The organism is Paraburkholderia hospita, assembly GCF_002902965.1.
Taxonomy (GTDB): Bacteria; Pseudomonadota; Gammaproteobacteria; order Burkholderiales; family Burkholderiaceae; genus Paraburkholderia; species Paraburkholderia hospita.
Window position 1 is genome coordinate 849,611 of sequence record NZ_CP026105.1, and the last position, 24,946, is coordinate 874,556.

Annotated in this window: 23 protein-coding genes, 1 tRNA gene and 1 riboswitch; of the genes, 17 read left to right on the plus strand and 7 right to left on the minus strand. The window is 64.5% G+C overall.

All coding sequences use genetic code 11. From position 1 onward, the window contains the following. Positions 1 to 29 precede the first annotated feature (29 nt). Together C2L64_RS03790 and C2L64_RS03795 are read left to right on the plus strand one after the other, a co-directional pair. A complete protein-coding gene (locus tag C2L64_RS03790) occupies positions 30 to 1,274 on the plus strand; it encodes a sialidase family protein (protein ID WP_407671759.1) in 1,245 nt (414 codons plus the stop codon). Continuing rightward, positions 1,275 to 1,742: a TlpA disulfide reductase family protein gene (locus tag C2L64_RS03795; RefSeq protein ID WP_090838060.1), complete on the plus strand. Its 468-nt coding sequence runs from the start codon at positions 1,275 to 1,277 to the stop codon at positions 1,740 to 1,742. A gap of 4 nt (positions 1,743 to 1,746) precedes the next feature. Here C2L64_RS03795 and C2L64_RS03800 read toward each other — a convergent pair whose 3' ends face one another. Further along, the gene (locus tag C2L64_RS03800; protein ID WP_090838058.1) at positions 1,747 to 2,700 is read right to left on the minus strand and encodes a LysR family transcriptional regulator; all 954 of its coding nucleotides are present in this window, start codon (positions 2,698 to 2,700) and stop codon (positions 1,747 to 1,749) included. A 93-nt stretch (positions 2,701 to 2,793) separates the two neighbouring features. Here C2L64_RS03800 and C2L64_RS03805 point away from each other — a divergent pair, with 93 nt between their 5' ends. Together C2L64_RS03805 and C2L64_RS03810 are read left to right on the plus strand one after the other, a co-directional pair. Continuing rightward, on the plus strand, positions 2,794 to 4,044 hold the full coding sequence (locus C2L64_RS03805; RefSeq protein ID WP_090838056.1) for a CaiB/BaiF CoA transferase family protein: 1,251 nt from the start codon (positions 2,794 to 2,796) through the stop codon (positions 4,042 to 4,044). After that, complete coding sequence (locus C2L64_RS03810) at positions 4,037 to 5,176, plus strand: acyl-CoA dehydrogenase family protein (RefSeq protein ID WP_090838054.1); 1,140 nt, start codon at positions 4,037 to 4,039, stop codon at positions 5,174 to 5,176. Before C2L64_RS03805 ends, C2L64_RS03810 begins: the two co-directional genes overlap by 8 nt. Positions 5,177 to 5,261: 85 nt before the next feature. Here the strand turns inward: C2L64_RS03810 and C2L64_RS03815 are convergent. From C2L64_RS03815 to pepN, 5 genes are all read right to left on the minus strand, one after another. Next, positions 5,262 to 5,337: transfer RNA gene (locus tag C2L64_RS03815), tRNA-Thr, on the minus strand. Positions 5,338 to 5,418: 81 nt separating this feature from the next. Beyond that, entirely contained in the window at positions 5,419 to 6,435 is a 1,017-nt protein-coding gene (locus C2L64_RS03820; protein WP_007578138.1) for a class 1 fructose-bisphosphatase, read from the minus strand. Positions 6,436 to 6,559: 124 nt separating this feature from the next. Beyond that, positions 6,560 to 7,000 (minus strand): HigA family addiction module antitoxin, encoded by a 441-nt coding sequence (locus tag C2L64_RS03825; RefSeq protein ID WP_007744152.1) that lies wholly within the window; start codon positions 6,998 to 7,000, stop codon positions 6,560 to 6,562. 16 nt (positions 7,001 to 7,016) lie between these two features. Continuing rightward, complete coding sequence (locus C2L64_RS03830; RefSeq protein ID WP_007744150.1) at positions 7,017 to 7,319, minus strand: type II toxin-antitoxin system RelE/ParE family toxin; 303 nt, start codon at positions 7,317 to 7,319, stop codon at positions 7,017 to 7,019. Positions 7,320 to 7,477: 158 nt separating this feature from the next. Next, positions 7,478 to 10,180: an aminopeptidase N gene (gene pepN, locus C2L64_RS03835; protein ID WP_090838052.1), complete on the minus strand. Its 2,703-nt coding sequence runs from the start codon at positions 10,178 to 10,180 to the stop codon at positions 7,478 to 7,480. A gap of 191 nt (positions 10,181 to 10,371) precedes the next feature. On the opposite strand from pepN, the gene C2L64_RS03840 reads away from it, so the two are divergent. Beyond that, complete coding sequence (locus C2L64_RS03840; protein WP_090838051.1) at positions 10,372 to 11,076, plus strand: DUF4136 domain-containing protein; 705 nt, start codon at positions 10,372 to 10,374, stop codon at positions 11,074 to 11,076. Positions 11,077 to 11,190: 114 nt separating this feature from the next. Here C2L64_RS03840 and C2L64_RS03845 read toward each other — a convergent pair whose 3' ends face one another. Beyond that, on the minus strand, positions 11,191 to 11,763 hold the full coding sequence (locus tag C2L64_RS03845; protein WP_007578133.1) for a TMEM165/GDT1 family protein: 573 nt from the start codon (positions 11,761 to 11,763) through the stop codon (positions 11,191 to 11,193). Positions 11,764 to 11,820: 57 nt separating this feature from the next. Beyond that, positions 11,821 to 11,998: riboswitch (yybP-ykoY riboswitch) on the minus strand. Between the two features lie 524 nt (positions 11,999 to 12,522). Here C2L64_RS03845 and C2L64_RS03850 point away from each other — a divergent pair. From C2L64_RS03850 to C2L64_RS03905, 12 genes are read left to right on the plus strand one after another with little or no spacing between them, the layout of a single operon-like run. Continuing rightward, a complete protein-coding gene (locus tag C2L64_RS03850) occupies positions 12,523 to 13,227 on the plus strand; it encodes a beta-ketoacyl synthase chain length factor (RefSeq protein WP_090838049.1) in 705 nt (234 codons plus the stop codon). Next, positions 13,211 to 14,005, plus strand: a complete 795-nt coding sequence (locus C2L64_RS03855) for a lysophospholipid acyltransferase family protein (protein ID WP_007578131.1) — start codon at positions 13,211 to 13,213, stop codon at positions 14,003 to 14,005. Before C2L64_RS03850 ends, C2L64_RS03855 begins: the two co-directional genes overlap by 17 nt. Further along, a complete protein-coding gene (locus C2L64_RS03860) occupies positions 13,986 to 14,285 on the plus strand; it encodes a phosphopantetheine-binding protein (RefSeq protein ID WP_007578130.1) in 300 nt (99 codons plus the stop codon). Before C2L64_RS03855 ends, C2L64_RS03860 begins: the two co-directional genes overlap by 20 nt. A 2-nt stretch (positions 14,286 to 14,287) precedes the next feature. After that, entirely contained in the window at positions 14,288 to 14,539 is a 252-nt protein-coding gene (locus C2L64_RS03865) for an acyl carrier protein (RefSeq protein WP_007578129.1), read from the plus strand. Next, positions 14,539 to 15,246: a COG4648 family protein gene (locus C2L64_RS03870; RefSeq protein ID WP_007744142.1), complete on the plus strand. Its 708-nt coding sequence runs from the start codon at positions 14,539 to 14,541 to the stop codon at positions 15,244 to 15,246. The genes C2L64_RS03865 and C2L64_RS03870 overlap by 1 nt, the downstream gene beginning before the upstream one ends. Then, entirely contained in the window at positions 15,243 to 16,931 is a 1,689-nt protein-coding gene (locus C2L64_RS03875; protein ID WP_090838047.1) for an AMP-binding protein, read from the plus strand. Before C2L64_RS03870 ends, C2L64_RS03875 begins: the two co-directional genes overlap by 4 nt. Further along, on the plus strand, positions 16,928 to 18,697 hold the full coding sequence (locus tag C2L64_RS03880; RefSeq protein WP_090838044.1) for a glycosyltransferase family 2 protein: 1,770 nt from the start codon (positions 16,928 to 16,930) through the stop codon (positions 18,695 to 18,697). Before C2L64_RS03875 ends, C2L64_RS03880 begins: the two co-directional genes overlap by 4 nt. Beyond that, a complete protein-coding gene (locus C2L64_RS03885) occupies positions 18,684 to 20,279 on the plus strand; it encodes an HAL/PAL/TAL family ammonia-lyase (RefSeq protein WP_090838042.1) in 1,596 nt (531 codons plus the stop codon). Before C2L64_RS03880 ends, C2L64_RS03885 begins: the two co-directional genes overlap by 14 nt. Beyond that, positions 20,272 to 20,709: an acyl-CoA thioesterase gene (locus C2L64_RS03890; protein WP_090838039.1), complete on the plus strand. Its 438-nt coding sequence runs from the start codon at positions 20,272 to 20,274 to the stop codon at positions 20,707 to 20,709. The genes C2L64_RS03885 and C2L64_RS03890 overlap by 8 nt, the downstream gene beginning before the upstream one ends. Continuing rightward, on the plus strand, positions 20,697 to 21,362 hold the full coding sequence (locus C2L64_RS03895; RefSeq protein ID WP_090838037.1) for a LolA family protein: 666 nt from the start codon (positions 20,697 to 20,699) through the stop codon (positions 21,360 to 21,362). The genes C2L64_RS03890 and C2L64_RS03895 overlap by 13 nt, the downstream gene beginning before the upstream one ends. Continuing rightward, the gene (locus C2L64_RS03900) at positions 21,362 to 23,767 is read left to right on the plus strand and encodes an MMPL family transporter (RefSeq protein ID WP_090838102.1); all 2,406 of its coding nucleotides are present in this window, start codon (positions 21,362 to 21,364) and stop codon (positions 23,765 to 23,767) included. The genes C2L64_RS03895 and C2L64_RS03900 overlap by 1 nt, the downstream gene beginning before the upstream one ends. Continuing rightward, entirely contained in the window at positions 23,764 to 24,945 is a 1,182-nt protein-coding gene (locus tag C2L64_RS03905) for a beta-ketoacyl-[acyl-carrier-protein] synthase family protein (RefSeq protein WP_090838035.1), read from the plus strand. Before C2L64_RS03900 ends, C2L64_RS03905 begins: the two co-directional genes overlap by 4 nt. Position 24,946: the final 1 nt, after the last annotated feature.

The following is a 24,946-nucleotide window of genomic DNA, read 5'->3' on the forward strand; positions in this document are numbered from 1 at the left end:
CCGTTGGCTTCTCATTGACGCAGCCGCTGATGGCGCATGACGCATCGGGCGACGCGCACGCCGCGCATGGCATGCAGATGGACATGGCGGGCAGTAAGGGCGGTAAGGACGGCATGGGCGGCATAAACATGGGCGCCGCCGTGGCGAAGCCCGCGAAAACGCCGCTCGCGACTGGCGCCGCGTTCGATGCGAAGCATCGCCTGTGGGTTGCGTGGGTCGAGGGGCAACACGTCGTGGTTGCGCATTCGGACGATCGGGGCCGCACGCTGTCGCCGCCCGTTACTGTCAACGCGATGCCGGAACCGATCTACACGAGCGCCGAGAATCGTCCGAAGATCGCCGCCAGTCCCGACGCAACGACGATCTACGTGACCTGGTCGATGCCGCTCGACGCGCCGTACACGGGCATGGTCCGCTTCTCGCGCTCGACGGACGGCGGCGCGACGTGGAGCGTGCCCGCCACCGTGCACGGCGACCGGCAGCCGATCACGCATCGCTTCGATTCGTTGATCGTCGACGGGCAAGGGCGCCTCTTCGTTACGTGGATCGACAAGCGCGATCTGACGCTGGCAAAAAAGGCGGGCAAGCCGTACGACGGCGCGGCCGTCTACTTCGCGGTATCGACGGATGGCGGGCAGACGTTCCAGCCCGAACGCAAGGTCGCCGACCATACGTGCGAGTGCTGCCGCATCGCTCTCGCGCTCGACAGCGAAGGCCGCGTGCAGGCCATGTGGCGCAACGTGTTCGAATGCCAGATCCGCGATCACGCACTCGCCGTGCTGCCCGTCGACGCGCAGCAGCCCGTTGTGCCGATTCGCGCCACATTCTCCGGCTGGCATATGGAAGCCTGCCCCGAGCACGGCCCGGCGCTCGCGATCACGCCGGACGGCGTGCGCCACATGGCGTGGTTCAGCGTCGTCAATGGACGCGCCGAAGTCTACTATTCGCGCCTGTCCACCGACGGCAAGCCGATTGGCGAGCCGTGGGCGTTCGGCGACACGGGCAAGCCGGACGAACAGGCGTCGCACGCGGCGTTGATCGGTCAAGGCAAGACGCTGTGGCTCGCGTGGAAGGATTTCGACGGCGACACGATGCGCCTGATGCTGCGCCGCTCCGACGACGAAGGCGCGCACTGGAGCGCGCCGCGGACGCTCGCGCAGACGGCGGGCGGCAGCGACAACCCGCAGTTGCTCGACGACGCCGGCCGCGTCTATCTGTCGTGGCGCACGCAGAACAACGGCTACATGCTCGTGCCCGTCGAGGAGGCGAAGTAAATGAAGCGAATCTTCATGGCGCTGACGGCGTGCGCTATCGCTTTCAACGCGCAGGCGGTCGATCTCAAACCGCTGCGCGCGCTCGACGTCGACGCGGTGCTTGCGGCTTCTCAAGGCAGGCCGCAGATCGTCGAAATCTGGTCGCTCGATTGCAGCTATTGCCGCGAGAACACGGCGCGCATCGTCGAATGGCAGAAGAAGCATCGCGACGTACGCCTGACGATGATCGCGATGGATTCCATCGACGACAACGCGGCCGCGCTGTCGCAAGTGCTCGCGACGTTGCCGTTGCCGCCGCAAACCGCGCTCTACGCGAATGCCGAGGCGATCCCCGAGAAGCTGCGCCGTGCGCTCGACCCCAACTGGCGCGGCGAGATGCCGCGCACGCTGCTGATCGACGCGCGTGGCGCGCGCCAGGCGTCGAGCGGGTTGTTGCAGCCCGCGACGCTCGACGCCTGGCATCGCTAGGGCGCTATGTGGGTGGCGCAGTGCGGCGGCGCGTGCCCGCCGCCTTGTTCGTTTGTCCCGCGCGTTTTGCCAACGCCTGGTTGACTGCGTCGCGCATGCATTGCGCGACGAGTTCCGATGCTTTCGTGCGCGATGCGCGCGCGGGCCGCGCAATCACGAGCGGCTGGCGAATGGTCTCTTCGCGGATGGGCCGCTCGATCGCGCCTGACGTTGCGGCCTGATCGCCTTGTGTGATCAGCAGCGATACGCCGAGCCCGTTCGCCACCATCCCGCGCACGAGCGCCAGCGATGTCGCCCGATAACGCACTTCGGGTGCAAGCCCGCATTGCCAGAACGGCGCCATCAGAAACTCGCGGCTGTGCGGCAGATCGATCAGGATCAGCGGCTCTTTCGCGAGGTCATGCAGGGACAGCCTGCCCGCTTTCTTCGCGAGCTTCGATTCCGCCGGCACGAGCGCGTAGGGACGAAGTTCCGCAAGACATTCGCGCTCGATATCGGCGGGCAAGCCTACGTCGTACATCAGCGCGAGTTCGATACGGCTGCTGCGCAACGCATCTTCGAGCTGCAAGAGATCGCCTTCGATGAAGCGTATCGACAGATCCGGGAAGCGTGCGCGCGCGATGCGCAGCAATTCGGGCAGATAAACAGGCGCGATCGTGCTGAATACGCCAATCTGCACTTCGCCCGCTGCGGCGTCGCCGCTGTCGTCGGCTTCGAACGACGCAGCGGCGTTCAGCAGTTGATGCGCCTCCGCCAGCTTGCGCACGCCGAAGCGCGTCAACGTCATCTTTGCGCCTGATTCGCGGGTGAACAGCGTGTCGTCGAACAGCGCTTCCAGTTCGCGAATGGCGACGGAAATGGACGGCTGCGATACGTTCAGCAGTTTTGCGGCCGCCGTCGTGCTGCCCGTTTCGGCCGCCGCCGTGAAATAACGCAGAAGCCGCAACGAGACACGCATCAGGAAATCCTATAGGTGCTAGTTTGATTCCATATTTTACTTGATAGCCTGTGCGGCCGAGAATCGTTGCATCTCTGCTGAAAGGAGCATTCGATGCAACATGCGAATTTGCCGCTCGAAGGCTTGCGCGTAATCGACTTCTCGCGCGTGCTGGCCGGCCCGTATTGCGCCGCGCTGCTCGGCGATCTGGGCGCTGATGTGATCAAGATCGAGCCGCCTTCGGGCGACGACTATCGTGCTGTCGGCCCGTTTGCGGCAGACGGCGAGAGCGGTCTGTTCTCCGCGATGAACCGCAACAAGCGCAGCATCGTGCTCGATCTGAAAACGGAAGCGGGCCGTGAACTCGCGCGCGCGTTGTGCGCGGATGCCGATGTCGTCGTCGAGAATTTCCGGCCGGGCGTCGCGGACAGGCTGGGCATCGGCTACGCGGATTTGAGCGCCGCCAATCCAACGCTCGTGTATGCGAGCGTTTCGGGCTTCGGGCAGACGGGTCCCGAATCGCATCGCCCTGCCTACGACATCATCCTGCAGGCGATGTGCGGGCTGATGGACGCAACGGGTTCGCCCGACGGCCCGCCGACGATGATCGGCGAGTCGGTGTCGGATGTCGTTAGCGGACTGTTCGCGTCGTGGGGCGTGCTTGCTGCGTTGCTCGGCCGCGAGAAGAGCGGCAAGGGCACGCATGTCGACGTGTCGATGTTCGACGCGACGCTCGGCCTGAGCGCGACGCTCGTCGCGCGCTACGCCGCGACGGGAATCGCGCCGCGCCGCGTGGGTAACCGGCATCCGTCGTCGGCGCCGTTCGGCGCGTATCGGGCAGCTGATGGTTTCTATGTCGTCGCGGTGCTGAATAACAAGCTCTTTTCGGCTTTTGCGCATGCAATCGGCGCACCGCATCTCGCCGACGATCCGCGTTTCGCCAGCGACGCATCACGCTGCCGTCACGAAGCCGATTTGCGCGCGACGATCGAGACGTGGTCGTCGGCGCTGACCGTTGATGAGGTCAGTCGCATTCTCGGCGCAGCGGGCATTCCCGTCGCGCCGATTCGCAATCTTCAGGAGGCGCTGGAAAGCGATCACGCTGCGCATCGCGCTTTGCTGACCGAGGTGCGGCGAGACGGAGGACATACGAAGCGCATGCCGTCGCAGCCGGTGAAGTTTTCCGCGTACGGGGCCAATTGCGTGTCGCCTGCGCCGGCGCTCGGCGAACATGCAGACGCGCTGTTGCAGCAACTCGGCTATGACGCCGACGACATCGCGTCGTTGCGCGAGCGCGGCGCGTTCGGTGTTCATGCAATCAGTGCGACCGATGTCAATCGTAACGAGGAGCGAGATCATGCATAAGCGGCTGGGCATCGAAGACAGTGACCTGGAGATTGCCGATGCGATCTCGCGTTACTCACAAAGCGAACTTGCGCCGCGCGCCGCGCAAGTCGATCGAGAGGAGCTTCCGACGACGCGTTACGTCGCACAACTCGCCGAACTCGGTGTGATGGGCATGAACCTGCCGGAGCGATGGGGCGGGGTGGATGCATCGCCGGTGGCGCTCGTGCTGTCGCTGGTAGAGATCGCGAAGGCCTGCGCGTCGACTTCGTCGATGATCGGCGCGCACTATCTCGCAACCGATTCGATCCTGATCGGTGGCGACGATGCGTTACGCGATCGCTATTTGCCCGACGCGGCCAGCAGTAAAAAGCTCGGCGCGTTTGCGCTGACCGAGCCGCGCGCGGGCTCCAATCCCGCCGACATGGCGACGCGCGCCACGCGCGAAGGCGACGGCTACCGGCTCACGGGCGTGAAGCACTTCATCTCGAACGCCAATGCGGCCGGTTTCATCGTCGTGTATGCGAAGACCGATCCCGAGGCGGGCACGCGCGGGATCAGCGCTTTCGTGGTCGACCGGCATATGCCGGGCGTCGATGTCGCGCCCGCCGAAAAACTCATGGGCATTCGCGGCGCGCCGGCGCACGAAGTCGCGCTCGATTGCTTCGTCCCCGCTGTGAATCGGCTCGGCGCGGAAGGCAGCGGCTTTCGCACAGCGATGAAAGTGCTCGACAACAGCCGGCTCGATGTGGCCGCAACGTCTATTGGAATTGCGGAGGCGGCCTTGTCAGCGGCGATTGGCTGGCTGAAAGGGCGGCGGGTTGGCGGCGAGCCGCTGTCGAACCGGCAAGGTTTGCAATGGACGATCGCCGACATGAAGACGCGGCTCGAAGCTGCATGGCTGCTGACCTTGCAGGCGGCCGCGAAGCGCGCGGCGGGGGAGCCGTTCACGCAGAGTGCGTCGATGGCAAAGCTCTATGCGTCGGAGATGGTTGCGTTTGTCACCGATGCGGCGTTGCAGATGCATGGTGGCTACGGCTTCACGCGCGAGATGCCACTGGAGCGCTACGTGCGCGATGCGCGGATCTTGCGTATCTACGAAGGGTCGTCCGAGATTCAGCGGACGGTGATTGCGCGGTCGGTGTTGGGATGAACGGCGCTATGCACGCAGGACACACGTGAGCGGAAGAGAAAAGCAAAAAGCCCAGTCACGAGGACTGGGCTTTTTTTGAATCTGCTGGTGCCGGAAAGAGGAATCGAACCCCCGACCTTCGCATTACGAATGCGCTGCTCTACCGTCTGAGCTATTCCGGCCCCGTTGTTGCTTTCGTTAGTTCGTCAGCAACGAAGAAGCAAGATTATAGAGTGCTCTGTATCGGTACGCAAGTGCTTTTCTCAACTTTTCTTTTCGAGATGGTAGCGGGTCACGCGATCGACTTCGTTCTTCGAGCCGAGGAACACCGCGACGCGCTCATGCAAGCTCTTCGGCTGGATGTCGAGGATGCGCTTCTCGCCGTTGGTCGCCGCGCCGCCAGCCTGCTCGACGATGAACGCCATCGGGTTCGCTTCATACATCAGGCGCAGCTTGCCGGGCTTCGACGGATCGCGCTTGTCGGCCGGATACATGAAGATGCCGCCGCGGTTCAGGATACGGTGCACGTCGGCGACCATCGATGCGATCCAGCGCATGTTGAAGTCCGACTGGCGCGGACCGTCCGTGCCTGCGTTCAGTTCGCCGATGTACTGCTGCACGGGCTCAAGCCAGTGGCGCTGGTTCGACGCGTTGATCGCGTACTCACGCGTCTCGACAGGAATACGCATGTCGCTTTGCGTGAGCACCCAGGAGCCCAGCTCGCGGTCGAGCGTGAAGCAGTTGACGCCGTTGCCCGTGGTCAGCACCAGCACGGTTTGCGGGCCGTAGACTGCATAGCCCGCCGCGACCTGCTGCGTGCCTTTTTGCAGGAACGACTGTTCCGTCGGCTGCTGGCCGTCAGGGCAGCGCAGCACTGAGAAGATCGTTCCGATCGACACGTTGACGTCGATGTTCGACGAGCCGTCGAGCGGGTCGAACACGAGCAGGTATTCGCCCTTCGGATAGTTCGCGGGAATCGGGAAGAACTGTTCCATCTCTTCCGATGCCATGCCGGCCAGGTTGCCGCCCCATTCGTTGGCTTCGAGCAGAATTTCGTTCGACAGGATGTCGAGCTTCTTCTGCACTTCGCCCTGCACGTTCTCGCTGCCGGCCGTGCCCAGCGCATCGCCGAGCGCGCCCTTGCTGACGTGATAGCTGATGGCCTTGCACGCGCGCGCAACGACTTCGATCAGCAGGCGCAGATCGGCAGGCAGATTGTTGTTCTCGCGCTGCTGCTCGATCAGGTACTTCGTAAGGGTGGTACGACGTTGCAAAGACATTGCAGTACTCCGGAGAGGCTTGGGAATTCCCTGATTTTAACCTTTCGATGTGCGGGTTCCGTGACTTTAAAAAATCGCTGTCCGAAGTCGCGTTCCCGTCGTGCCTTCCGACGGGATGAATGCGTCAACGCGAGGCAGCGACCCTGCGCGTCGCGGCCGCTGCGTCTTCGGCAGCTTTTAGCTGCTCGCGCGACAACTGCGAATGCTTTGGCCGGCGCGACGGCGGCAGCGGCTCGATCTCGCGCTTAATCTGCTCGCCCGATTCCGCAATGGCGACACGCAGGTCGTAGGCGATCTGAAGGTTGAGCCAGAAGAGCGGGCTATTGTTGAAAAAGCACGACAGACGCAAAGCGGTTTCCGACGAAATGGCCCGCTTGCCGCGCACGATGTCATTGATGCGCGGCGCGGGCACGCGCAGCGCAATGGACAGCGCGTGGGCCGACATGCCGAGCGGTTCGAGAAATTCGCTGCGCAGGATGTCGCCAGGCGTTGCTTCAGGCATGCGCTCGCCGGTGGAAACGTCGGAGAAGTCGAGGTTTTCGAGTTCAGAGCGTTTGATGACCATGATGGTTTCCCATGATTCAGTGATAGTCGACGATCTCGACATTGAGCGCGTCGCCGTCGATGTACTGGAAACAGATGCGCCACTGCGCGTTGATACGGATGCTCCATTGCCCGCTGCGCGCGCCTTGCAGCAGTTCGAGCCGGTTGCCGGGTGGCACGAACATGTCGTTGATGCACTCTGCGGCATCGATCAACAGGAGCTTGCGGCGCGCGGCGAGCTGTACTTCGCGCGGCAGCGACCGCACGAATACGCCGTTGAAGACGGCCGCAGTTTCTTTGTCATTAAAAGTAGAGATCACGGGAAGTGTATAACGTGTCATGTTAAACGTAAACCATCAAATGAACACGTTCAGTGTGATCGCAACAACGACGCGCAACCAGTCAGCAGAGCGGCGTAGGCAAAATCGCATTCCGCGAAACAGATGAAAAAAAGCCGGCAAATGTGCCGGCTTTTGCATACAGCAGTACCGTCAGAAAATCAGGCCAAAGCCTTCTCGACGATTTCGCGCACGTCGCGCGATTTCGCCTGCGCGGCGACCTTTTCCAGTGCCGCGCGCATCTGGTCGCGCAACGCCGGCGTGAAGCGCCGCCATAGTTCCAGCGCGCGGGCGAGGCGCGCCGCGACTTGCGGATTCAGCGCGTCGAGCGCGATCACCTGCTCGGCCCAGAATGCATAGCCCGAGCCGTCTGCCGCGTGGAACTGCGCCGGGTTCGCCGAGCAGAAGCTGAAGATCAGTGAGCGGGCGCGATTCGGGTTCTTCAGGGTGAACGCAGGATGCGCCATCAGCTTGCGCACGATCTCGATAACGGGTCGCGCTTTCGTGCCGCGCTGCATTGCCTGCAGCGCGAACCATTTGTCGATCACGAGCGGCTCGTTCTCGAAGCGGCGATAGAAGTCGTCGAGTGCGTCTGCGGCTGCCGCGCCGCCGTTCGACGCAGCCGCCGTCAGCAACGCGGATAGCGCCGCCGCCCGATCTGTCATGTTGTTCGCTGCGTCGTACTGCGCTTTCGCGAGGCGCACGGCGTCGGCGGGATCGTCGAGTTCGGCGAGATAGGCGAGCGCCAGATTCTTCAGCGCGCGATGCCCGCCTGCTTCTGGCGTCGGTTCATAGGCGCCCGGCGTCTGATGCCGTTCGTGGACCGCGAGCCAGTCGCCCTTGAGCGTCGACGCGAGACGCTTGCGCACGAACTGGCGCGCGCTGTGCACGGCGGCGGGATTCGACTCGTCCATCTGCTCGGCGAGATACGCTTCCGACGGCAGCATCAGCGCGAGTTCGCGGAACGCGGGCGACAGCGTCTCGTCGTTCAGCACGCGGCCGAACGCGGCGACGACGGTATCGTCGAGTTCCAGCGCCTTGCCCGTTGCCGCGTGTTCGGCGAGCGTCAGCAGCTCGCGCGTCGCGAGACGCTGGCCAGCTTCCCAGCGGTTGAACGGATCGCTGTCATGCGCGAGCAGGAACGCGAGTTCATCGTCCGTGTAGTCGTATTCGACGACGACAGGCGCCGAGAAATTGCGCAGCAGCGACGGCAGCGGCTTTTCGGCCACATCGACGAACGTGAAGCTCTGTTCCTTCTCCGTGAATTCGAGCACGCGCGTGGTGTGCGGCGACGCCGACGCCTCGCCTTCGAGGCGCAGCGGCATGTCGTTGCCGTCGTCGCCGATCAGGCCGATCGCGAACGGAATCAGCAACGGACCCTTCTGCGTGTCACGCGCTGCCGCCGCGGCATCGCCGTAGCCCTGCGTGAGCGTCATCGTGTAGCGCTTTTGCGACGCGTCATAGTGCGTGTCGACCGTGATGCGCGGCGTGCCCGCCTGGCTGTACCAGCGTTCATACTTGGCGAGGTCGCGACCGTTCGCGTCGGCCATCGCGTGACGGAAGTCGTCGCAGGTGACGGCCTGGCCGTCGTGGCGCTTGAAGTACAGGTCCATGCCGCGCCGGAAGCCTTCGCGTCCGAACAGCGTCTGATACATCCGCACGACTTCCGAGCCCTTCTCGTAGACGGTCATCGTGTAGAAGTTGTTGATCTCGACGTAGCTTTCCGGGCGCACCGGGTGCGCCATCGGACCGGCATCCTCGGCGAACTGCATCTGACGCAGCACGCGCACGTCTTCGATACGCTTGGTCGCGCGTGCCGCCTGATTCTCGACCGTGCTGCCGCCGCTTGCCATATCCGCGGAAAACTCCTGGTCGCGGAACACGGTCAGCCCTTCCTTCAGACTCAGCTGGAACCAGTCGCGGCAGGTGACGCGGTTGCCCGTCCAGTTATGGAAGTACTCGTGGCCGACCACGGCTTCGATGTTCGAGAAGTCGGTGTCCGTCGCCGTTTCGGGATTGGCCAACACGTACTTCGTGTTGAAGATATTAAGGCCTTTGTTCTCCATTGCGCCCATGTTGAAGTCGCTCACGGCGACGATCATGAAGCGGTCCAGGTCGAGCTCCAGGCCGAAACGCTCTTCGTCCCAGCGGATCGAGTGGATCAGCGAATCCATTGCGTGACGCGTTTTGTCGAGATCGTGCGGCTCGACCCAGACCTGCAGCAGCTTTTCCTTGCCCGAGCCGGACTTCACGCGTTCCTCCAGCGCGACCAGCTTGCCCGCGACGAGCGCGAACAGATAGCTCGGTTTCCTGAACGGATCTTCCCAGCGCGCGAAGTGGCGGCCGTCGGGCAGGTCGCCTTCTTCGAGCAGGTTGCCGTTGGACAGCAGCACCGGGTACGCGGCCTTGTCGGCGCGCAGCGTGACCGTGTAGGTCGCCATCACATCCGGGCGGTCGAGGAACCACGTGATGCGCCGGAAGCCTTCCGCCTCGCATTGCGTGAAGAAGTTGCCGCTCGACACATACAGGCCCGACAGCGTCGTGTTCGCTGCGGCATTGCAGATGCCCGTCAGCGTCAGCTCGAACGAATCGGGTACGTTGTCGACAGTGAGGCCGTGCTCGTGCGCGTGGACGTTGGCATACGGCTTGCCGTCGATCGATGCCTCGACGAACTGCAGGGCCTCGCCCATCAGTTCGAGATGCGTGGCGCGCACCGCGTCGGGATTGCGGCGGATGCGCATCGTATTCCTGACGACCGTACGCTCGGGCACGAGATCGAACTCGAGCGCGACGGTATCGATGAGAAAAGCGGGCGGCGCGTAGTCGGCGCGGCGGATCACTTGAGGCGTTTCGGTATCGGCCATGGTGTCGTGTCGGGAATAAGCTCGAAGCCGGCGCGTTATATCCATACTGGTAGATGCGCGCCGGGTGATCGGACCATTGTACAAAGCCTAGGCTGATCGTGCGGATAGAACTTTTTACCGCCTTGTCCGGTCAGCGTATTATCGGGCCGCTCGCGCGGCAGGCGCGAGCGACGATACCAATGAGGACGACCATGAAGCTCGACCGATTGACCCGCCACGCCGCACTCGTGCTTGCGGCATTCGCCACGCTGCTGGCTGGCTGCACGACCTATGTGACCTCGCAGGTGACGGCTTTTTCCGACTGGAGCGGCAGCGACGCGACGCGCACTTACGCGTTTGCGCGCACGGCTGAGCAAACGAACAGTCTTGAGCAGGCCACCTACGAACAGATCGTCGCAAACGAACTCGCGACGCATGCGTTCCGACAGACCGACGAGCGCCAGGCGCACTATCTGGTCGCGCTCGCGTATGGCATGCGCTCGGATACCGTAACGGTTGCGCAGCCCGTCTATTACTACAGCGCGTGGCCCGGCCCGTACTACTGGGGCCGTCCGTTCGACCCGTGGGGCCCATGGGGTCCGTGGGGCCCGTACTCGCCGAGCTATGTGAACCAGAGTTATCCCGTGTACACGCATCTGCTCGGCATCCGCATTACGGATCGCGCGACGGGCAAGGAACTGTATAACGTGACGGCGCGCAACACGGACGAGCAGTCTTCGCTGATCGCCGCGATGCCGTATCTGGCGCGCAGCGCGATGTCCGATTTCCCGATGGGCAACGGCGTGGTGCGCACCGTCAAGCTGCCCGTCGACGGGAAGGGCGGGATTTCGAACGAAGTGACGGCGGACAATGCCGCGCCGCCGGTGCCAGCCTCGGGTGCAAAGACGGTTCAATAAGCGCGGTTCAGGAAGCGGTTCATTACGCGCTGTCCATAAAAAAACGGCCGCATCGTGTGAGCGATGCGGCTGTTGCTTTTTACCGGAGCGATTGCCGGATGACCCGACAGACGGTCAGACGCCGATGCCCATCAACGCCATTGTGCCGAGCACGACGAACATGACTGCAGCGATCCCGTGCACGAGTTTGGTCGGCAGCTTGTGCGCGAAGCGGTCGCCGAGCAGGATCGCCGGCACGTTCGCCAGCATCATGCCGAGCGTCGTGCCTGCGACGACACCGAAGAAATCATGGAAGCGCGCGGCGAGCGCGACCGTCGCGATCTGCGTCTTGTCGCCCATTTCGGCGAGAAAGAACGTGACCACGGTTGCGCCGAACACGCCGAAGTGCGTGCGGTTCGTGTTCGCTTCGGCGTCGTCGAGCTTGTCGGGCACGAGAATCCACAAGCCCATACCAATGAAAGATGCCGCCAGCGCCCAGCGCATCACGGTCGGCGTGACGAGCGAGCCGAGCCAGGCGCCGAGCGCGCCGGCGCCCGCATGGTTGATCAGCGTCGCGACGAGCACGCCGAGAATGATGGGCAGCGGTTTGCGGTAGCGGGCGGCGAGGACGAGCGACAGCAATTGGGTCTTGTCGCCGATTTCAGCCAGCGCGACCGCGCCCGTCGAGATCAGAAAGGCTTGTTCCACGTTTTGATAGATTCCCCGGGCCGAGATGTGTGCGAGCGACGACCCACAACGCGCCGGGCCCTAAAGCGGCGGTGGATCATCGGTCTCGCCAGGCCAGAGGCTGCGTCTGCCATGGCCAATACGGCCAAGTCTGTTGACAGGCGCCCCCGCAAATCATGCGCGCTGCGCTCGCCGGCCAGAAGCTGGGCCGTTGCGCGGGCATGAAGCGGGGCGGCTACTCCCCAATGAGGGGCGGAGTATAGCACGGCAGCTTGCGCAAAGGCGAAGACTCCGCGCTACTTACGTTCGCCGTTGGTTCACTTACAGCAAGTCATTGCAAAATCGGGCGCGATTATCGTTTTTTTTACGGATCCGTCGCGCGCTGCCAACGCGAATGGAAGCGTTACAAACCGCGTGAATGCCTGGCGTGCTGGCGCGCGGTCAGGCCGGGCGAAAGGCTGCCCGGACGGGCTGCGCAAGGCATGGGAACGCTTCCGTCGCGCGCACGAGACGGATACAGATAGATACGTCTTTTCTGGCTGATTTCGGCCAGAATGCTCTGTATCATTTCGGGCGGTCTACGTAATGACCAGACGAAAACCTGTTTTGGCGTCCCGCCCCTAAATAATCACCGGTGCGTGCCGTTATTTGGGTGACTCCTTAAAATAAAAGTGGACTCACCGAACTGGCGCAGCGCCTCGCCCCGGAGTAGCGCGCTTCACGTGCTGTCGATGGCGAGCGCGCCTCTGGCGTCAGCAGCCTTCACGCGCGAACACCGATATGCCCGATCTGCACTGGACTATTCCGGTTGCTCGCTGGTCTTCCTGGCCTGCCGTCGCAGCCGCCGCACCCGATATTGGCTTTATCGAGCCGATGGTGCGGCGTCGCCTGAGCACGCTGTCGCGTATCGCGCTGAAAGTCGCGCATGATTGCGCCGCCGACCGGCCGAACGTGCGCATCGTATTCGCGTCGCGCCACGGCGAGCTGCGCCGCACCACCGACATCCTGCGCAACATCAGCGCGGGCGAGCCGGTGTCGCCAACGGCCTTCAGTCTTTCCGTGCTCAACGCGATGACGGGCGTGTTCGGCATTTCGCGCGGCGACCGCACGGCTGCGAGCGCGCTGTCCGCCGGTGCGGAGACGCTCGGCTACGCGCTGCTCGAAGCGCACGCGCAATACGCCACCGACACCTCGACGCCCGTGCTGCTCGTCTACGCCGACGAACCGGCCGATCCCGGCTACGGCACGATCGAAGAAGAAGTGCAGGGCGGCGCGGTCGCGATCCTGCTGGACGAAGCACCGGCGGGCCACCTGTCCTGTTCGCGCACGGCCGTCGCCGACGGCAAGGCACCGCCCGAAGGCGCGGGCACTCTCTTTGCAACCCAGAGTCAGGCTGTGCATCACTGCCTCGACACGCATGCAGCTGCGCAATGGCGCGGCGAATACGCGGTCTGGGAATGGAGCTGGGATGAAGGCGTGGCTTGACTACCACTGGCGCCTCGTCGCGACGGCGCTCGCATTCACGGCGTTCGGCATCTGCGGGCTCGGCTTTTCGCTGATCCTGTTTCCGATCGCGTGGATCTGGCCGCATCGCGCGTCGAAGCAGCGCGCGATCACCGCGATCATTCACGCGTTCTTTCGCGCGCTCGTCGCCGTGCTGAAGTGGGCCGGCGTGATGGAACTCGATGCGCACGGCGTTGCTGCGCTGCGTCGCAAGGACAACGACCCGGCCATCGTGGTCGCGAATCATCCGACGTGGCTGGACGTGATGGTGCTGCTGTCGCTGACGCCGCGCGCGTGCTGCGTCGTCAAGAGCGCGCACTGGGGCAACCCGTTTTTCTGGGGCGTCGTGCGCGCGGCCGAATACGTGAGCAACGCCGATCCGATCGATCTCGTCGAAGCGGGCGCGCGGCAGCTTGAGCGCGGCTACACGATGATCATTTTTCCGGAAGGCACGCGCAGCCCGGCGCGCAACCGGATGCATGCGTTTTCGCGCGGTTTCGCGCACATGGCGCTCAAGTCCGGCGCGCCGATCCTGCCGGTACTGATGGATTGCGATCCACCCGCTTTTACGAAGGGCATGCGCTGGTACAACGTGCCCGAGCGTGCGTTCCGCATGCGCGTCAACGTGCTCGAGCCGCTCGGCGCAGACGCGCTCGCGGCGCACGACGAACCGCCCGCGCTGGCCGCTCGCACGGTGACGAGCGCCATCGAAGCACATATCACCCAGCACCTGTTCGACTATGGATTCTTTAAAGCTTGAAATCAAACAGCTTCTGATCGAAGCACTCGATCTGGAAGACCTGACGCCCGCCGACATCGATGACGATGCGCCGCTCTTCGATACCGACGGCATCGGTCTCGATTCGATCGACGCACTCGAAATCGGCATCGTGCTGCGCAAACACTATCAATTGACGATCGCGGCGAATGACGAACGCACGCGAGAGCACTTCCGCTCGATCAATACACTTGCGGCGCTGGTGGCGAGCCAGCGCGAGCTTGCGCATGAATCGGGCGATACCACAAAGAAAGGGGAATGACCGTGACCGACACCGAGATTCTTGAGCGCATCCGCGCCATCTTCAAAGAGAACTTCGCCATCGAGCCCGAACGCGTGACGCCCGAAGCGCACCTGTTCGAAGAGCTCGATCTGGACAGCATCGACGCCGTCGATCTCGCGATCAAGCTGCAGGAGATGACGGGCCGCCGGATCAAGCCGGAGGAGTTCAAGTCGGTGCGCACGGTTGGCGACGTGATCGCGGCTGTCGAGTCGCTGCTCGCGGCGCAGGGCTGATGCACACGCAACGTTCGCACGCGCAGGGCGCCTCGGACGATAGTCAGGCGCCGGGCGCCACGCAAGCTGCAACGCCAGCAGCCGTGCAGGCAACGAACGACGGCGAGCGCCCGCGTAGCTGGGCGGGCTTCGCGCTGGGTGTGCTCGCGAAGCTCGCATACCCCGCTGTCATTCTGTGCGCGTGGTTCTGGGACGCGCCGCGCTTCGTCGGTTGCCTGCTGTTTGCGCTGTTGTGGCTGCAGCGCTGCGCGGGCACGGGCGCGTTCGGCGCGTCGCTGCGCAAGCTCACGCGGGTCGACTGGGCAGTGGCGTTCATGCTGAGCATCGCTTCCGCCGCCATCGTGTGGACCAATAGCGAACTGTTGCTGCGCATTTATCCGTCGCTGGTGAATCTCGGTTTGCTGATCGCGTTCGGCGCAACGCTCGTGCGCGGCCCGACGATGATCGAGAAATTCGCACGCATCGGCACGCCCAATCTGAGCGAGCCGGCGATCCGCCACACGCGCCGCGTGACGCAGATCTGGTGCGCGTTCTTCCTCGCGAATGGCGTGTTCTCTCTCTACACCGCGCTCTACTGGCCGCGCGAAGCGTGGTCGCTGTATAACGGCGCGATTGCTTACGGTCTTATCGGCCTGTTGCTGGCCGGCGAAATTGCGTGGCGGTATCTCGTGATCCTGCCGCGCGTGCGACGCTCGGAGGCGGCATGATCGCGCTGCACGATCTGCTATCGTGCGAGCGCGCTGGGCACGTGCCCGTCTGCCGTGGCGACGAAGCAAACCACACAATCGATTTCGCAGCGTTTCGCGCGCGCGTCTTCGCCATCGCTTTGCAACTGCGCGAAACACCGGCGCACCGCTACGCGCTGTGCATCGACGATCCCTTCGATTTCGCGTGCGCGCTGTACGCGCTTTTCGCCTGCGGCAAGACGCCCGTGATTCCGGCGAACGCGACGCCCGGCTATCTCGCCGATCTCGCGGATGCCTACGACGCCGTGCTGACGGACGCCGACGTCCGTGCACATGCCGCAACGCAGGCATGCGCCGAAACGCCTTTAAAAATAGATCCCAACGCGCCGCTCACGCTCTACACATCGGGCAGCAGCGGCACGCCGAAGCCGATCCACAAGACGCTCGCGCAGTTCGACGCCGAAGTGCACACGCTGGAACGCGAATGGGGCGAACTCGTCGGCGATGCGACGATGCTCGCGAGCGTTCCGCATCATCACATCTACGGTTTGCTGTTTCGCGTCATGTGGCCGCTCGCGGCCGGACGCGCGTTCGATCGCGCCGTCTGCATCGAGCCGCAACACGTGCAGTCGCGTATCGGGCAATGCGGCGCGGCCGTGGTCGTGTCGACGCCCGCGCAACTGTCGCGCTGGCCCGCGATGCCGGGCTTCGCGGCTTTGACGCCCGTGCCGCGCGCGTTTTTCTCGTCGGGCGGGCCGCTTTCCGCCGAATCCGCCGCTGAATACGCCGCCGCTTTCGGCAGCGCGCCGATCGAAATCTACGGCAGCACGGAAACGGGCGGTATTGCGTGGCGTCGTCAGAACGAGACGTCGGCATGGCGGCCCGTCAACGGCGTACACGTTCAGCGCGGCGAAGACGGTGCGCTGAACGTGCGCTCGCCGCATCTGGGCCACGACGACTGGCATCGCACCGACGACGCCATCGTGTTCGACGACGACGGCCGCTTCCGTCTACAGGGACGCCTCGACCGCGTGATCAAGCTCGACGGTAAGCGCGTGTCGCTACCCGAAGTCGAAGCGCGTCTCGCGTTGCATCCGTATGTCGCGCAGGCGGCCGTGGTGCCACTCGCGGGCGCGTCGCGCGAACGTCTCGGCGCGGTGGTCGCGCTCAACGATGCGGGCAGCGCGGCGCTGCGCAACGAGGGGCGCGTCGCGCTCGCGAAGACCTTGCGCCGCCATCTCGCCGCCTATTTCGACGTGGTCGTGCTGCCGCGTCACTGGCGCTTTCGCATTGCGCTGCCGTTCGACGCGCGCGGCAAGCTGCCCGCCGCCGCCGTGGCCGCCGCTTTCGAGCCGCGCGACGACGGCTTCGAACTGCTGTCCGAAGCGCGCAACGGCGACGACGTGCATTACGAACTGCGCGTGCCGCCAACGCTCGTTCATTTAAAAGGCCACTTTCCCGGCCTGCCGATCCTTCCCGGCGTCGTGCAGCTCGACTGGGCGATTCGCCTTGCCGCCGCGCACGTGACGGGCGTGCGCGAGATCGAATCCGTCGATCGCCTGAAATTCACCGCGCCCGTGATGCCGGGCGCCGTGCTCGACCTGAAGCTGTCGCACGATGCCGCGCGGCGGCGCGTGCTGTTCGCGTTTCGCGTCGATGGCCGCGACAGTTCGTCGGGCGTGATCGTGTATCGGGAGCGCGCATGAGCGACGCAGGTTTCAACGCGTGCATCGTCATTCCGATCTACAACCACAAGGACGCGATCGGCGGCACCGTCGAGCGTCTTGCCGTGCACGGATTGCCGATCTTCGTCGTCGACGACGGCAGCGATGAACCGACGCAAGCCGTGCTCGCGAAGCTCGCTTGCCAGCATCGCGAGCAGATGACGCTGCTGCGCCTGCCCGTCAACGGCGGCAAGGGCGCGGCCGTGATGGCGGGACTGCGCGCGGCGAAGCGAGCGGGCTATACGCACGCCTTGCAGATCGACGCGGACGGCCAGCACGATGCGAACGACGTGCCGCTTTTCCTCGATGCCGCGCGCGCCGAGCCGGGCGCTGTGATTCTCGGCCGGCCTGTCTACGACGAGAGCGTGCCGAAGTCGCGCCTTTATGGCCGCTATCTGACGCATGTGTGGGTATGGATCGAAACGCTGTCGCTGACGATCCGCGATTCGATGTGCGGCTTCCGTCTGTATCCGCTCGACGCCGCATGCGCGCTGATCGACAGCGTGGATCTGCCGACGCGCATGGACTTCGACATCGAGATTCTCGTGCGGCTGTACTGGCGGCGCCTCGCGTTCCGCGCGATTCCGACGCGCGTCACGTACGCGATGGACGGCGTGTCGCACTTCGACGTGCTGTGGGACAACGTGCGCATCAGCGCAAGTCATACGCGCCTTGTGTGCGGGATGCTGCTGCGTCTGCCGATGCTGCTCGCGCACAAGTTCATGCCGCGCAAGTCCGCCGCTTCGAATTCGCATGGCGACAACGCGAAATGGTGGCGCATGGCAGAGCGCGGCAGCCGCCTTGGCATGACGCTGCTTGCGCTCAGTTGCAAGCTGTTCGGCATGCGCTTCACCGCGCTGTGGTTGCATCCTATCGTCGCGTATTTTCTGATGACGGGCCGCGCTGCGCGCTCTGCTTCTCGCACGTACTTCACACATCTCGAACAGGCTGCGCAAGGCGAGCGCACGCCGCGTCCGGGCTGGCGCTCCGCATACCGGCACATGCTCGCGTTCGCGCAATCGGGTCTCGACAAGCTCGCCGCCTGGTCGGGCCGCATCGATTCGAACGACGTGATCTTCGACGATTCGTCCGCGTTCGACGCGCTCGTCGCGAGCGGCCGCGGCGCGCTCGTGATCGGCGCGCATCTCGGCAACCTCGAAATGACGCGCGCGCTCGCCGTGAACGGCGGCCACGCGAAGGTCACGGCCATCGTCTATACGGAGCACGCGAAGCGCTTCAACAGCGTGCTGTCGACGGCGAACAGCGAGTTCGCGAAGCGGCTCATGCAAGTCAGCGACTTCGGACCCGAGACGTCGATGATGATGCAGGAGCGCATCGACGCGGGCGAGCTGCTGGTGATCGTCGGCGACCGAGTGCCCGCGCGCGAATCGGGCCGCACGACCGATGCACAATTCCTCGGTGCGACGGCGCCGTTCGCGCAAGGGCCGTATGTGCTCGCGCATGCGCTCGGCTGTCCGGTGTATCTGTTCTTCTGCCTGAAAGAGCGCGACGAGCGAAATCGCGAGCGCTACCGCCTGTACTTCGAGCCGTTCGCCGAGCGCATCGACCTGCCGCGCCGCGAACGCGCACAGCATATCGCCGCCTGGGCGCAGCGCTATGCGTCGCGCCTCGAGCACTATTGCCGCAAGGCACCTTATCAATGGTTCAATTTCTTCGATTTCTGGGCGCGCCCCCGAAAGACGATAACGGGTGGCATCCCACACGGAGACGCGAATGTCGGAACATGATCTGATCGACGATGCGCACGCACGCGCTGCGCACACGGCAACGCCGCGCGCGGTGGTAATCGGCGGGCGCAAGCTGTCGATCGAAGAGGTCGTCGCGATTGCGAAGGGACGTGCGAGCGTCGCACTGAGCGGCGATCCCGCCTGGCGCTCGCGCATCCAGCGCGGCGCGGATTTTCTGCGCCGTCATCTCGCCGCGGGCGAAACGGTGTACGGCGTGAACACGGGTTATGGCGACGCGTGCGTCGTCGATGTGCCGATGGAACTCGTCGAAGCCTTGCCGCTGCAACTGACGCGCTATCACGGCTGCGGAATGGGCGCATATCTCGACGATGCACAAGCGCTCGCCGTGATCGCCGCGCGTCTGAACTCGCTGGCGTACGGCTTTTCCGGCGTGCGCCCCGTGCTGCTGGAACGGCTCGCCGATCTGATCAATCATCGCGTGCTGCCGCGCATTCCGTCGGAAGGCTCGGTCGGCGCGAGCGGCGATCTGACGCCGCTGTCGTACGTGGCGGCGGCGCTCGTCGGCGAACGCGACGTGATGTTCGACGGCACGCTGCGCGATGCCGCCGGCGTGTGGGCGCAGCTTGGCCATGCGCCGCTGACGCTCGCGCCGAAGGAAGGCCTCGCGCTGATGAACGGCACGGCCGTGATGACGGGCCTCGCGTGTCTCGCGTTCGCGCGTGCCGAACATCTCTCGCGTCTTGCCTCGCGTTTGACGGCGCTGTCGACGGTTGCACTCGATGGCCGCGCCGCGCACTTCGACGCGATGATCTTCGAAGCGAAACCGCACGCGGGCCAGGCCGAAGCCGCCGCGTGGATTCGCGCGGACCTCGCGGGCCGCGACGATACGCCGGGCCATCGTTTGCAGGATCGCTATTCGATCCGCTGCGCGCCGCATGTGATCGGCGTTGCGGTCGATGCATTGTCGTGGGTTCGGCGCGACGTCGAGAACGAACTGAACAGCGCGAACGACAATCCGCTGATCGACCCGGACGGCGAGCGCGTACTGCACGGCGGCAACTTCTACGGCGGGCATATCGCATTCGCGATGGACGCGTTGAAGACGGCCGTCGCCAATCTCGCCGATCTGATGGACCGGCAACTCGCGCTGATCGTCGACGACAAGTTCAACAACAGCTTGCCGCGCAACCTGACGGGCGCGACCTCGGCGCGCGCGCCGATCAATCACGGTTTCAAGGCGGTGCAGATTTCGTCGTCGGCGTGGACGGCGGAAGCGCTGAAGCACACGATGCCCGCGAGCGTGTTCTCGCGTTCGACGGAAGCGCACAACCAGGACAAGGTCAGCATGGGCACGATCGCCGCGCGCGATTGCCTGCGCGTGCTCGAACTGACGGAGCAGGTCGCGGCCGCGCATACGCTCGCCACCGTGCAGGCGCTGAAGCTGCGTGTGCGCATCAACGGTGAGACGACCGTGCCCGCGCCGCTGCGTGCATTCGCTCAAGAGGTGGCCGCGATGTCGCCGTTCGTCGACGAAGACCGCGCGCTCGAAAGCGATCTGCGCGCGTTGACGGCGCGCATTGCCGATTGCGCCCTGGTTGAAGGAGGCGCGCATCATGAATGAACGCCACCCGGGCAAGACGTTGAAGGCGAGCGCGATCGTCGAAGTGCCGTTTCATGATGTCGACGCGATGAACGTCTGCTGGCATGGCCATTACCTGAAGTACTTCGAGATCGGCCGCGCCGCGCTGTTGCGTGCGTTCGACTACGATTACCGCGAGATGCAGGCGTCGGGCTATTTGTGGCCGATCGTCGAGGCGCATCTGAAGTACGTGCGGCCCGCGACATACGGCCAGCGGATCGACGTGCGCACGGAGCTGCTCGAATTCGAAAACCGCCTGAAAATAGGCTACGAAATCGTCGATTGCGCGACGGGCACGCGGTTGACGAAGGGCTACACGATCCAGGTCGCGATCGATGCCGCGACGCAGGAAACGCAATTCGTGTCGCCGTCTGTCGTGTTCGAAAAGCTGGAGCGCGCATGGGCACGCTGACATTACGCGTTACGCTGATAGCTGCGTTGCTTGCTGTGGTGAGCGTGAGTTCATACGCGGCGACACAGCAGACGCAGTCTCAAGCGCAAAACGGCAACCCCGCGCTCGTCTCGCAGGTCGCGTCGCGTCTTGCGCAAGCGAAGGGCGTGCGCGCGCAGTTCACGCAGACACAGACGCTGTCCGCGATGAAGCAGCCTTTGGTGAGCACGGGCACGCTCGTGTTTTTCCGTGAGCGCGGCGTGATCTGGCGCGTCGATACGCCGTACAAGGCAACGTATGTGATCACCGACGCAGGCGTCAGTGAAGTCGACTCGAACGGTAAGCGCGTCAATACAAAGAGCGCGCAGGGCGTGCGCGGTGTCGCACAGGTATCGAAGATGATGCGCGCGATGCTCGGCGGCGATCTGTCCGCGCTCTATTCGCAGTTCGATGTCGACGCGCAAGGCACGCCGTCGCAATGGAAGCTCGAACTGAAGCCGAACCAGCCGCAGCTCGCGCAGTCGATCAAGGGCTTGCAGATGACGGGCGGTGAATTCCTGCAGACGCTGCGTATCACGCTGGCTAACGGCGACGTCACGCAAATCGAGTTCGCGAAGAGCGAAGCGATCAACGATCTCGCGCCCGGCGAGCGCACGTTGCTTGGAGCACAATGATGCTGATGGCGCGACAGTGGACCAAGACGCAGTTGTGGGGCATCAGAGCCACATGGCTCGTGCTCGCGCTCGTCGCGTCGCTGTACTGCGTCTTTCGTTTCATTGGGCCGTCGCCGCTGGAGACGAATCTGCTCGCGCTCCTGCCCGCGACGGAAGCCGATCCCGTCGCTGAAAAAGCCGTCGATACGCTCGCCAACGCGCTCGGCGATCGCACGGTGTTTCTGGTGACGAGCAAGGACGACGCGCGCGCGAAAGCGGCGGCGAAACAGTTCGGCGCGGCGTTGCAGAAGAGCGGTGCGTTCGCGTCGGTGACGGCGGAGTTGCCGCCCTTCGACATGTCGCAGATCGGCGGGTTGTACATGCCGTATCGCTTCGGCCTGTTGACGCGCGAAGATCGCGACGCCGTCGCAAATAACACGGCATCGCTGCACGATGCGCTGATGCAGCGCATCTACAACCCGGTGCGCGGCCCACTCGCCACGCAACTCGCCGACGATCCGTTCGGCTGGCTCGAACACTTCCTGAGCGCCTTGCCGCTCGCCACTTCGAATCTCGATCTCGAAGACAACATGCTCGTCGCGCATCGCGGCGACCTGACGAGCGTGCTCGTCGTCACGACGCTGCCCGGTTCGGCGTACGAATCGCAGACGCAGCGCGAGGTGCTGTCGGCCGTTGCGCAGGCGCAAGCAACGCTGAACTCGAGCTATCCCGACGCGAGTGTCGCGCGCACGGGCGCCGTGTTCTATGCGGAATCGGCGCGCAGCGCGTCGGAGCGCGAAGTGCATCTGATCGGCATCGCGTCCGCGTGCGGTATCGCGCTGCTGATGCTGTGGGTGTTCCGTTCGCCGCGTCTGTTGCTGTTCGGCTTCGTGTCGACGGCACTCGGCATTGTTTGCGCGCTCGCCGTCACGATGCTCGTGTTCGGCAAGCTGCATCTGTTGACGCTCGTGTTCGGCGCGAGCCTGATCGGCGAGGCCGTCGACTATTCGATTCAATATTTCGTCGTCTATCTCGGCGCACAGCGTGGCTGGAATGCCCGGCAGGGCGCACGCTCGGTGCGGCCCCCGCTGACGGTTGCGCTCGCGACGAGCCTGCTCGGCTACGCGATCCTCGCGTGGGTGCCGTTCCCGGCGCTCAAGCAGATTGCGTGCTTTGCGATCGTCGGCATCTGCACCGCGTTCGCGTCCGTGCTGTGGCTGCTGCCCGTGCTGCTCGTCAAGGGGCCGAAGCACGCCCAGCGGCGTCTCTTCATGCGCGCCGCGACGCTGCTCGAACGCTGGCACGCGGCCATCGGCGGGCGGCGCGCGTGGATCGTCGCGGGCGTGCTCGTGCTGATCGCGATTCCAGGCTGGCTGCGCCTCACGAGCGACGACGATATCCATCTGCTGATCCAGCGCGATCCCGCGCTCGTCGCGCAGGAAGATCAGGTGCGCAATGCGATTGGCGTCGATAACACTGCGCAGTTCTTCGTCGTGCGTGGGCAGTCGCAGGAAGCCGTGTTGCAGCGCGCGGAAGCGCTCGGCGCGAAGCTCGATGCATTGAGCGGCGCGAAAGCGGTGAATGGCTGGCAATCGGTGACGCAGTTCGTGCCGTCGGCGCAACGCCAGGCCGACACGCGCAACGTGCTCGCGCAGCACGTGTTCAACGATCCCGCCGCGCTTCGTTCGATGCTGCTGCAAGCGGGCTTTCGCGACGAAATTGCGGATGCATGGCTCGCTGCTTACGCGAAGTCGAACGCAGCGCCTTTGACGGTCGAGCGCTGGCTCGCTGCGCCCTGGTCGCAACCGTATCGCCATCTGTGGCTGGGCGCGGTGGACGCACGCGGTGAGCACGGCTACGCGGCGATCGTGATTCCGCAGCGCGTGACGCCGCAAAACGTCGCCGCGTTGATCGGCGCGGCGCATTCCGTCGATGGCGTCGTATTCGTCGACAAGGCCGCGAGCGTCTCGAAGCTGTTCGGCGCGTATCGCCTCGACAGCGGCATCTGGCTTGCGGGCGCGCTGCTACTCGTGCTGATTCTGCTGATGGTGCGCTATACGCCGCGTGGCGGCATCGCGACGACGCTGCCCGTGCTGCTCGCCATCGGCGTGACGCTCGCCGCGTTCGGCTACGCGCGTGTGCCGCTCAATCTGTTCAACTGCCTCGCGCTGATGCTCGTGCTCGGCGTTGGCGCAAACTATGCGGTATTCCTGCGCGAAGGCTGTCTGCGCGATCACGCCGATCTCGGCGCGGTGTGGACGGGCGTGCTGCTGTCGGCGGCGACCACGCTGCTGTCGTTCGGCATGCTGGCCTTAAGCGCGATGCCCGCATTGAAGAGTTTTGGCGCCACGCTGGCGCTCGGCATTCTCGTGTCGGTGCTGCTTGCGCCGATCGGCATGCCGCCTGGAAGAAGGAGAGTCGCATGACGCTGTCACCCGTTTATCTGCATGCGCTCGGCATGGTCAATGCGCTCGGCGGCGACGTCACTTCGATCGTGCCCGCGCTCGAAGCCGCGCAATCGCCCGGTATGGGATTGATGCACACGGGCATCGGCGATGCGTACGTCGGCCGCGTGTCGACGCCGCTCGACATCGCGCTCCCTGCGACGCTCAAGCGCTTCGATTGCCGCAACAACCGCATGCTGCTCGCGGCGCTCGAACAGATTGGTCCCGAGATCGAGGCGGCGCGCGAGCGCTACGGCTCGCATCGGATCGGCGTCGTGCTCGGCACGAGCACATCGGGCATCGACGCGGCCGAGGTTGCCTTCGTGCACCAGGCGCAAGCGGGCGAGTTACCCGACAACTTCAACTACCGGCAGATGGAGATCGGCACCGCCGCGCCGTTCGCAGCCGCCGCGTTGAATGTGCAAGGACCCGCGTTCACGATTTCGACGGCTTGCACGTCAAGCGCTAAAGCCTTCGTGTCGGCGCGCCGTTTACTGCAACTGGGCGTATGCGACGCGATGATCGTCGGCGGTGTCGATTCGCTATGCGAGCTGACGGTGCAGGGCTTTGCGTCGCTCGAATCGACGAGCGTGACGCGCACCAATCCGATGAGCCGCAACCGCAACGGCATCAATGTCGGCGAGGGCGCCACCGTGTTCCTGATGACGCGCGAGGAAGGTGAAGTGCGCCTTGCGGGCGCAGGCGAATCGAGCGACGCGCATCATGTGTCGGCGCCGGACCCGCAGGGCATCGGCGGCGAGCTTGCGTTGCGCGCGGCGCTGAAGGACGCGGGCGTCGAGCCGTCGGCGATCGCGTATGTGAATCTGCACGCGACGGCTACGCGCAAGAACGACGACATGGAAGCGCATCTGATGTCGCGCGTGTTCGCGCACGGCGTGCCCGCGAGCGGCACGAAGCCGCTCACGGGGCACCAGCTCGGCGCGGCGGGCGCGACGGAGCTGGGCTTCGCGTGGCTCACGCTCGCGCGCGGCGACGTCGCGATGCCGCGCCATCGATGGGATGGCGAAGCCGACCCGGCGTTGCCCGAACTCGATCTCGTGCAGGACGAGCGGCGCATTCCGCGCGACGGCGCGCAATACGTGATGAGCAATTCGTTCGCGTTCGGCGGCAGCAACGTCAGCTTGATACTGGCGCGCTGAA

Excerpts from the sequence above, each read along its gene's own strand:
- C2L64_RS03790 (WP_407671759.1), top strand. The coding sequence starts at position 30 with ATGGCGCATGACGCATCGGGCGACGCGCACGCCGCGCATGGCATGCAG.
- C2L64_RS03795 (WP_090838060.1), top strand. The coding sequence starts at position 1,275 with ATGAAGCGAATCTTCATGGCGCTGACGGCGTGCGCTATCGCTTTCAAC.
- C2L64_RS03800 (WP_090838058.1), bottom strand. The coding sequence starts at position 2,700 with ATGCGTGTCTCGTTGCGGCTTCTGCGTTATTTCACGGCGGCGGCCGAA.
- C2L64_RS03805 (WP_090838056.1), top strand. The coding sequence starts at position 2,794 with ATGCAACATGCGAATTTGCCGCTCGAAGGCTTGCGCGTAATCGACTTC.
- C2L64_RS03810 (WP_090838054.1), top strand. The coding sequence starts at position 4,037 with ATGCATAAGCGGCTGGGCATCGAAGACAGTGACCTGGAGATTGCCGAT.
- C2L64_RS03820 (WP_007578138.1), bottom strand. The coding sequence starts at position 6,435 with ATGTCTTTGCAACGTCGTACCACCCTTACGAAGTACCTGATCGAGCAG.
- C2L64_RS03825 (WP_007744152.1), bottom strand. The coding sequence starts at position 7,000 with ATGGTCATCAAACGCTCTGAACTCGAAAACCTCGACTTCTCCGACGTT.
- C2L64_RS03830 (WP_007744150.1), bottom strand. The coding sequence starts at position 7,319 with ATGACACGTTATACACTTCCCGTGATCTCTACTTTTAATGACAAAGAA.
- pepN (WP_090838052.1), bottom strand. The coding sequence starts at position 10,180 with ATGGCCGATACCGAAACGCCTCAAGTGATCCGCCGCGCCGACTACGCG.
- C2L64_RS03840 (WP_090838051.1), top strand. The coding sequence starts at position 10,372 with ATGAAGCTCGACCGATTGACCCGCCACGCCGCACTCGTGCTTGCGGCA.
- C2L64_RS03850 (WP_090838049.1), top strand. The coding sequence starts at position 12,523 with ATGCCCGATCTGCACTGGACTATTCCGGTTGCTCGCTGGTCTTCCTGG.
- C2L64_RS03855 (WP_007578131.1), top strand. The coding sequence starts at position 13,211 with ATGAAGGCGTGGCTTGACTACCACTGGCGCCTCGTCGCGACGGCGCTC.
- C2L64_RS03860 (WP_007578130.1), top strand. The coding sequence starts at position 13,986 with ATGGATTCTTTAAAGCTTGAAATCAAACAGCTTCTGATCGAAGCACTC.
- C2L64_RS03870 (WP_007744142.1), top strand. The coding sequence starts at position 14,539 with ATGCACACGCAACGTTCGCACGCGCAGGGCGCCTCGGACGATAGTCAG.
- C2L64_RS03875 (WP_090838047.1), top strand. The coding sequence starts at position 15,243 with ATGATCGCGCTGCACGATCTGCTATCGTGCGAGCGCGCTGGGCACGTG.
- C2L64_RS03880 (WP_090838044.1), top strand. The coding sequence starts at position 16,928 with ATGAGCGACGCAGGTTTCAACGCGTGCATCGTCATTCCGATCTACAAC.
- C2L64_RS03885 (WP_090838042.1), top strand. The coding sequence starts at position 18,684 with ATGTCGGAACATGATCTGATCGACGATGCGCACGCACGCGCTGCGCAC.
- C2L64_RS03890 (WP_090838039.1), top strand. The coding sequence starts at position 20,272 with ATGAATGAACGCCACCCGGGCAAGACGTTGAAGGCGAGCGCGATCGTC.
- C2L64_RS03895 (WP_090838037.1), top strand. The coding sequence starts at position 20,697 with ATGGGCACGCTGACATTACGCGTTACGCTGATAGCTGCGTTGCTTGCT.
- C2L64_RS03900 (WP_090838102.1), top strand. The coding sequence starts at position 21,362 with ATGCTGATGGCGCGACAGTGGACCAAGACGCAGTTGTGGGGCATCAGA.
- C2L64_RS03905 (WP_090838035.1), top strand. The coding sequence starts at position 23,764 with ATGACGCTGTCACCCGTTTATCTGCATGCGCTCGGCATGGTCAATGCG.